Source organism: Acidiferrobacteraceae bacterium (genome assembly GCA_037388825.1).
Classification (GTDB): Bacteria; Pseudomonadota; Gammaproteobacteria; order Acidiferrobacterales; family JAJDNE01; genus JARRJV01.
Genome location: JARRJV010000093.1, coordinates 1 through 7,690, shown reverse-complemented (window position 1 = coordinate 7,690; position 7,690 = coordinate 1). Strand labels below are relative to the sequence as shown.

The window sequence follows — 7,690 nt, the reverse complement described above, 5'->3', positions numbered from 1 at the left end:
GGCGCGGCAATGAGAGTCAGGGAATTCAGCGCCGCCTTGGAAGCCCGATGAGCACCGAATTAGGTCCAAGGGAATCGAGCGCGCCCATGGCCGAGGAGACGTTGACGATCCGGCCATAGCCCTGCGCGTTCATCATCGGGATCACCCGTTGCATCATGCGCCAGGCACCCAGTGCGTTGTTGTTGATCGCCTCAATGATCTCCTCGGCCGTGGTATTCAGCCCGTCGGGCCTTCCGTTGTAGAGCCGGCCGGCATTGTTCACCAGCACATCGATCCGTCCTTCCCGAGCCTCCAGCCCGGCAAAGAACGCGGTGACGGAGGCATCGGACGCCACGTCGAGCGCTGCCGTACGAGCAACACCGGGCAACTTGCTTGCGACTTCCTCCAGGGCGGCAGTGTCGCGTCCGGTCAGGATGGGCGTATAGCCATGCTCCGCCAGTGCGCGGGCCACTCCCAGCCCAAGGCCACGCTCCGCTCCCGTGATCACCGCGATACCCATACACACCTCCGGATTCCGTGTGCGCCCAGGATTGGACAGACCATATCCCGAAAGTTCGAACCCAATCGACGAGGCTATGCAGTTGTAATCGATGTCAAAACATTGCCCAGATTCGCGATCAGCAAGCTTTGCGTTTCTTTTCCTTTTTACAGTCCTGGATGATCATGGAATGGGGAAGAAAACGCTTCTTGATTACGCTTCGTCTGCCCATATCACGAGCAAGCAGGACCTATGGGCGCAATAGAGCAAACAGAAACAGGAATATGCCCAGGGCGGCTACATTCCACACCAGCGAACGGATGAGATAGACACCGAAGGCATACAGCGGCAGGTACAGCACACGCCCGCCAAGATACAGAAACGATCCCCATACCGTCAGGGCGTTGTGAATGTGCACCCCCTGCGCAACAAGCACCAAAGTCGCAAAAAAAGGGAATGTTTCCACATAGTTACTCGCGGCCCGGTCGAGGCGGCCCGCCACCCCCGTCAGCGCCGGCCGTTCGTCATCCCGAGCGCTGGCGGTCCATCGGTAGCCGAGCTGAAGGGCCTTGGCCTGGGACGCCACGATGATGTGAACGAAGCCCAACACAACGCTCCAGACCAGAACACTCAACTCGATACTCACACCTGATGCTCCCTGTTCAGTGGTCGCACGGCTGCTCAATCTCCCACGGTCAACAGGAACGCCGCCACCACGAACCCGAGCACGGCCACAATCACCGTGAAAAGGATCCCGAGCATAATCCCGTGGCCCGGCCGGGTGGATTCACCATGACGGTAGTTGCGGGCAAATAGCCAGTAGCGCAGGGCCGCGACCGAGGCCATGACGGCGCCCACCAGGACCAGCACCGTCCCGCCCCAGAACGAAAAGGCCTTGGAGTGATGGGCCAATGCCGACGGCGCAAGCTGGCGCAATACCAGGCCGAAGCGATCGATCACAAACCCCAGGCCCATCAAGCCCAGCGCCGCGCGCACCCAGGACATCAGCGTGCGTTCGGCCGCGAAGTAAACCAGGCGGTGACCGATGGTAGTCTGATCTTCTTTCGTGGGCTCCTCTTCTGCCATTTCTCCCTCCGTCGTTGCAGGACAAGAATACCAGAATCGGGAAGCGCGATTTCCCAATCTGCACGATCCGATCGGTTTCCAGGGAACTGGTTTTTCGTTTTGCGCGAGCCGGTACCGGTGTCATACCAGGCGGCGGCCCAGGGTGTGCTCCAGAATCCGCAGCGGCGATTGCGCCGGATTCATCATCGCATCAACCGGCAGGTAGAATGTCTGCTCCAACGCGTACTGGCCGCCCCTCGCGGCGTGGGACGTCTTGTCAGTAAAAGCAATCCATGTACTTCCCGCGGAAAATTCGAATTGCCTTTGTACTGCATTCTTCTGGTAGTCCAGGTCTGCCTTCATCGTGTCATGCAGTCTCAGCATGTAGTGATCGTAGGCGCTGCGCCGGCTCTTCGTCAGACCCAACAAATTCAGCGCCACACTGGAGGCCGGCGCCGGGCCCGGGATCGAATGAATGTATCGGCCGACCACCGCGGCGAACGGCTCGCCCACCCTCCAGGATCGGGGCCGCCCCTGCGGATTGATATTCGTGAACACACGCAGGATGCGTCTGCCCTGGGTAGGGGTGGACGGAAAACTGTCCACGTGCAGACGTGTATCGTCCTTGCGCCAGGAGCTTGAGCGCCCGGCAATCTCGACCGGCCGAAAGCTTGTGCGCGCCTGTGTCAGCTCAGCCGCGTACCCCGGCAGCAGGTTGAGCAGCAAGGCCCGGCTCAAGCTGGCGAACCGTATCATCATTCCCTGAAGCAACTCCATCTCCGTGTCCGCGGCACTGCTGCCACGCAATACCCCGCTTGCAGGGTCCAGGCTGATATTCTTCCCCTCGCCCGCGATCGCCGGTGTCAGCAGACGGTCTTCGCCATTGTCCAGCGCAAACCGCAGCTGCGGAATGAAAACCACATCTCCACCTTCGAGCACGCCCACGGCCTGCTCTCGGGTCTCCGAGGCGCACGGCTGATCCCACCCGCTTACGGGAAGCGATGCCACCTCGCTCGCGCAAATTGCCTCCGCCATGAGATTTACCGCGCCTGCCCGGACTGCACCGGGCCTTGTCACGTTCCGGGATCAAGCAAAAGAAGTTGTATCCGGCGAAGAACTTCTATCGCTCCCCAACTGGGAACAGCAGATTACTTTGGAACGTGTTCCTGCGCGTTAAGATAGCGTTGGTTTTATAGCGCAGAAATACCGACCCGGTAGCGGCGCCCGTGGCAAGGCCGCGATCAGAACCATTCTTGCGAGACCCCCCGGCCTCTCATTTGCCTGCCCGTGACCCGGACAGCGCCGCGAACAAGCCCAGCCCGATGAATACCCCGCCGCCGAAGATCCGGGCATGGCGACCCAAACGCCTGGCTCGCGGTGCGACCGTGCTCGCGGTCAGGGCGTAGACGCTGTCCGTAGCGGCCGCAATGACAACAAACAGCGAACCGAGGAACAGGCTCTGCAGCAGGGGCGGTGTCGCAGGCGTCATGAACTGGGGCAGGAACGCGGCAAAGAAGACGGCTGTCTTGGGGTTGAGCAGAGCGACCAGGAAACCATCCTGGAAAACGCGAGCCCCGGAACTGGGGATCGGCACCGAGTCCGGATCTTCCGTCGATTTGGAGCGCAGCAACCTGATGCCCAGGTACACCAGGTAGAGAGCCCCCGCATACTGCGCTACGGAGAAGGCAAGCGTCGAGACCGCAAACAAGGCACCCAGGCCCACCGCGGCGACGGCTGCGTTGCCGAAATTGCCCAGGGCGACTCCCGCCACCGACATCAAGCCGGCGCGGCGGCCATGAATGACGCTGCGGGCGACGATATATAACACGCCGGGCCCCGGCGTGATGGCCAGAACGATGCTCGCTGCAATGAATGCAGCTAGCAGCGGCAAGGTAGGCAAATGCATTGTCATGGATATAATCGTTCGCCCTTCACGTACGAAAAACTGGAATATTGATCACAGCAATGAGAAACGGTATGTCAATCCCAAACCGACCGAGTCGGCATTTACCCGCATATCGAACGCGTACTGCGTCCACTTGTTGAGTGATATTGTCCTGCCCACCTGGCCATAGAGCGCGAGGTTGTCGGTCAGACTATAGTTCAGGCCAGCCGACGTTTTTAGCACAAAGTTATTGATGTTTGTTCCAATTAGTACCTGGAAAAAGTTCTGGAAACGATTTCTTGCGACGTATTTGTTCTGTACACCTAATCCAGCTGATAGCTCCCCATACCCTGGGTATCCGAGAAAGTCATTCGTCGCGACGCTAGCCTGGATAGGCAAATACCAGTGGTCACTCAGGATACTGTCCCACTGAGCTGACAGTAAATTGATATTATGGTGCGCGCTGGTCCCAACTCGTACATTAAATTCCGTTTGGTGGAACACATTGAAGCGGAATCCCCTGAATCTCTGAACGTTCTCAGTGCCGGTTCCAAGACGGCTTCCTTCTTTGCTAGCAAGGTGGTAATTCAGGGCTGCGCCCAAGGTGACGTTCTTCGAGGTCCCGTAGGGTGCCACCACATAGCCAGTCGACAAAGCGATACCAAGGGTCTTGTTTAACAAATACTCTGCCGACACCTTGGGATACACAATTAGCCCGGGGCCTATATCGATTTCCGCCGGGTCATACCCTCCGCTACCCACACCGATTTGGCCATAGAAATTAATGCGAGGAGACATTGAATACCTGTACCCAATACCTCCTAGAGCCTGGTTGTACCACGGGAGGCCTTGATAGCCGGCCTCTACTCCAAAAAACACATAGGGGTTTCTGTTCAGGAAATGTGAGAATTGAAGAGACAGTGAATTGATCGTATTTCTATTCGACCCTGTGGGATTGAGTTGAAATATGTTGTTGAATTCCGCCGCCAATATGGTTTCCCCGACCCCCGGAAGAGAAACATCCGAACCTGTTTGTCTGCCTGAATACGCATAGGAACCGACAAAGTACGAAACCGGTTTTTGAAAAAAGAAATCCAGTTGAGAGTGATCTGTTAGTGAATCGACAAATTGAAAGTGAGTGTAATTTACCCCTGCCGAGAAATTGCGAAAATCGTAGCCCAATCCTATGTAGCTTTTGATTAATCTCCCCGTACCGGACAATTGTACAACCTGGGATATACTGGAGCCGCCGGCTCCGCCGCCAAGAGACACCCCCGCATCGACAAACGAGTTTCCAAAGATTCTGCGTTGAGCATGGAGGGTTGTATCGAAGGCCATGAAGCCACTGTAATTGCCGTACACCAATGGTGCGTGAATCCCGACACCCAGGTAGAGCCAAGAATTCAATTGATGAAGATAGTGTGCGCCAAGTAAATCGATCGATTTATATCCAGGAACCGGGATCACCTCGTAATCCAACATGATCCGCCCCTTTGCCGTCCTGAGGGCATCTCGTTGAAGTGTTGTCTGTTTGATTGCCCCATCTTGAGCCGACTCAGGAACTATTGGAGCTTGTTGTGACGCGAACGCGGTTTCTGCAGAAACAAGAAGCAGGACAAGCAGATAGATCTTATTCATTGAGCCCTCTTCTTGCCGCCGGCTTCCTGAACACTGCAAACATGGCATTGACCGCGGACAGCGCGCTGCCCGATCCTTCCTAGAAATCCTCAATTCCGCGGGACTGAAGATGGCCGATGATGATTCCGTCGCTTCGGTTCTTTGAGGTTGCCGCCTTCATGAACACGACCACGCTGTCGATGTCGCGTATTGTGCCCTTGAGCCGGTCGTTATCCTCGATCGATGCGCTAATTGTGTCGAATGCCTGGTTCATCAGATTCTTGTCGTCCCGCGCGATGCCCACCGCATAGGCGATATAGCTGGCCAGCCCGGCATGACGCGCATCGATCCGCTTGGCAAAGTCCGACCAGGTCTTGAGCCATCGCTGCCACTCCATCTCCGAAAGCTTGCGGCCATCGAGGTGCAGGACGAATGGGTGCGACTCACCGGGGACGCCCTCGAAAACAAGCTGGTGCAACTCATTGAGCACATCGTTAAAGGCCCATCCGAGCAAGGGAGTGCTGACGTTTGGCATGGCAAGAATTCCTGTCGTCGCGTGTAAAAACTGTGTAATGAATAAGCATCCTCTGATATTCGATCGTGACTGACAAGAGGGATCCGCGGTCAGGAAGCCACGCAACGGTACCGCTCGATAGGGAATGACTTCTCCGAAGCAATGATGGCAAGCTTGGAGAACCGGAATGCTACGGTTTGTTGTTCTACAGCTTTCGGCGCGCTGCCGCGACAAGCTCGACGGTACTGATTCCCACCAGGACCGCCGCCAATGCCCATAGAAAGACCAGACCTCGTACCGGCAGCTGCAGGTGGCCGAACAGGAGCCAGAAAACCAGGACTACGCCACCGCTGAGATTGATGGCAACCGCCCCGCGCAGACCCAGTCCACCACCGGCTCTGCGCTGCACCAGGAGGGCAATCCCGATCCCGAAAAGCACCGCACCCAGAATGCTGGGGTAGAACGCCGAGTCGACGCTCGGGACCCCCAGGGCCGCAACCACCGGCCCGGGAAAGAAGATCAGCACCACTCCCAGGACCAGATTGATGATTGCGTCGACCAGCAGCAGACGAGATTCCGGTTTCATAGTGCCTACTGTTCGTCCGTCACCTTCTCCAGCCAGTTTACCGGAGTGCCGTCCTTCCACTCCTGCACGGCAATGTGGCTCATGCCGGTGGTGTCGGTGGCGCCGTGCCAATGCTTCTTGCCACAGTTGCAGAACACGACGTCCCCCGCGTGGATCTCCTTCTTGGGACCGCCCCAGCACTGGGTCCAGCCGCTGCCGGCCGTGACGATCAGGTGCTGGCCCAGGGGATGGGTATGCCAATCGGACCGGGCGCCCGGCTCAAAGGTGACCAGGGCCGCCGACGTGCGGGCCGGATCGATCGGGTCGAATAGCGGGTCAAGGCGGACGTCTCCGGTGAAATGCTCCGCCGGGCCTTTCGCGGAGGGTCTGGAACCGACTCGATAGATTTTCATGTCCATGTTGATATCCTCCGGCTAGCGAACTCCCTGATGTAGGTAAGACGTCGGACTCCTTTTCTCGTCTTCAGAACCGTGGTCTGTCCCCTGCGTTTGTGTTGCCCTATGCGTTCTTCAAGAGCCTCTCCCCGGAAAGGTAGACCAGCACGTGATAGACAATCGTAAGCGCCGCCAGGCTCACTGCGAACACCATTTGTCCTGATAAATACAAGCCGTAAGCTGCAAGCAACGATATGACGAGTTCCTGGACCAGCCTGAAATATTCCGCATTTTTCCCAAGCTGATGGAAATCGATCGCACCCCAAATTCCAAAGCCCACAACGGGGAACAGAACAAGGAAACCGATTCTGGATGCCTCGGTGGTCCCTGTTTCGTATCCCCAGTAGCCGAATGCGAGCACGATGCTCAACTCCAGGACCGCACGAAGCGTCAGGTTCACAGTTTGTGACCTTGTCAGCATCTAGTTTGCCTCAGCCAGGCTTCGGGTCTTGCGTACAAGAATGAAGCAACCTGCCAGTATCAACAAACCGTCCGCTATCCTCATCCACTGGAATGCCGGATCTCCCTGGAGCAGAGGCATAAACAGGACAAAACCAACCGCAAGAGGAATCCCTGCCCATTTCGGCATCCTGCCCGATATCCATGCTGCCCTCGCAATGATTATCGTGGATATGGACATCAATATCAGGCCAATGCCTATGAAGAACAGGCCGGGTCCGAACCTTACTTGATTGACCAGGGGTATCAGGGCCGGGTTGTTCATATCAACCGCCGCGTGCCCGATGACCTGCAAGCTGAACGCCTCGGCTCCAAAAAAGGGCAAGGTCAGGCCTGCCCCGATGAGGTTGGTAATGAACGCATTGAACGCTGCCTTTTCCGCCCTGGTTTCTCTGAAGAAGAGATACGATCCAAAGAAGCCCACCGGCATCAGGATAAGCCCGAACATTCCGAGAGAATGGGCCAGTACCCATCTACCGGACGCAAACTGCATCGCCCCGGCAAGCGTGGTTTCATCGAAGAAAGGCCTTGCCATGGGGAAAAGCACGAAGAACACGCCCGACAATGTCAGCCCGTGCAAGAGGATCTTCTCCCTCAACGTGAATCCTGACTGTGAACTCATACCGCGGCTCCCAAGATCTTGTCTATCGAC

Annotated in this window: 11 protein-coding genes; all 11 read right to left on the bottom strand. The window is 57.0% G+C overall.

Annotated elements, in window-relative coordinates:
- Nucleotides 1-25 precede the first annotated feature (25 nt).
- Nucleotides 26-499, bottom strand: a complete 474-nt coding sequence (locus tag P8X48_12165) for an SDR family NAD(P)-dependent oxidoreductase (protein MEJ2108060.1) — start codon at nt 497-499, stop codon at nt 26-28.
- A 229-nt stretch (nt 500-728) separates the two neighbouring features.
- Nucleotides 729-1,124, bottom strand: coding sequence for an MAPEG family protein (locus P8X48_12160; GenBank protein ID MEJ2108059.1), 396 nt, complete (start codon nt 1,122-1,124; stop codon nt 729-731).
- Between the two features lie 35 nt (nt 1,125-1,159).
- The gene (locus P8X48_12155; GenBank protein MEJ2108058.1) at nt 1,160-1,564 is read right to left on the bottom strand and encodes a DUF202 domain-containing protein; all 405 of its coding nucleotides are present in this window, start codon (nt 1,562-1,564) and stop codon (nt 1,160-1,162) included.
- A 120-nt stretch (nt 1,565-1,684) separates the two neighbouring features.
- Nucleotides 1,685-2,578: a Kdo hydroxylase family protein gene (locus P8X48_12150; protein MEJ2108057.1), complete on the bottom strand. Its 894-nt coding sequence runs from the start codon at nt 2,576-2,578 to the stop codon at nt 1,685-1,687.
- A 238-nt stretch (nt 2,579-2,816) separates the two neighbouring features.
- Nucleotides 2,817-3,455, bottom strand: coding sequence for a LysE family translocator (locus tag P8X48_12145; GenBank protein ID MEJ2108056.1), 639 nt, complete (start codon nt 3,453-3,455; stop codon nt 2,817-2,819).
- A 45-nt stretch (nt 3,456-3,500) separates the two neighbouring features.
- Nucleotides 3,501-5,066: a hypothetical protein gene (locus P8X48_12140; protein ID MEJ2108055.1), complete on the bottom strand. Its 1,566-nt coding sequence runs from the start codon at nt 5,064-5,066 to the stop codon at nt 3,501-3,503.
- A gap of 79 nt (nt 5,067-5,145) precedes the next feature.
- The gene (locus P8X48_12135) at nt 5,146-5,580 is read right to left on the bottom strand and encodes a hypothetical protein (protein MEJ2108054.1); all 435 of its coding nucleotides are present in this window, start codon (nt 5,578-5,580) and stop codon (nt 5,146-5,148) included.
- A 184-nt stretch (nt 5,581-5,764) separates the two neighbouring features.
- On the bottom strand, nt 5,765-6,145 hold the full coding sequence (locus P8X48_12130; GenBank protein MEJ2108053.1) for a hypothetical protein: 381 nt from the start codon (nt 6,143-6,145) through the stop codon (nt 5,765-5,767).
- A gap of 5 nt (nt 6,146-6,150) precedes the next feature.
- A complete protein-coding gene (locus tag P8X48_12125; GenBank protein ID MEJ2108052.1) occupies nt 6,151-6,543 on the bottom strand; it encodes a cupin domain-containing protein in 393 nt (130 codons plus the stop codon).
- Between the two features lie 100 nt (nt 6,544-6,643).
- Nucleotides 6,644-6,979, bottom strand: coding sequence for a YrdB family protein (locus tag P8X48_12120; protein ID MEJ2108051.1), 336 nt, complete (start codon nt 6,977-6,979; stop codon nt 6,644-6,646).
- Nucleotides 6,980-7,000: 21 nt separating this feature from the next.
- On the bottom strand, nt 7,001-7,690 hold a 690-nt coding region (locus tag P8X48_12115), incomplete at its 5' end, for a hypothetical protein (GenBank protein MEJ2108050.1).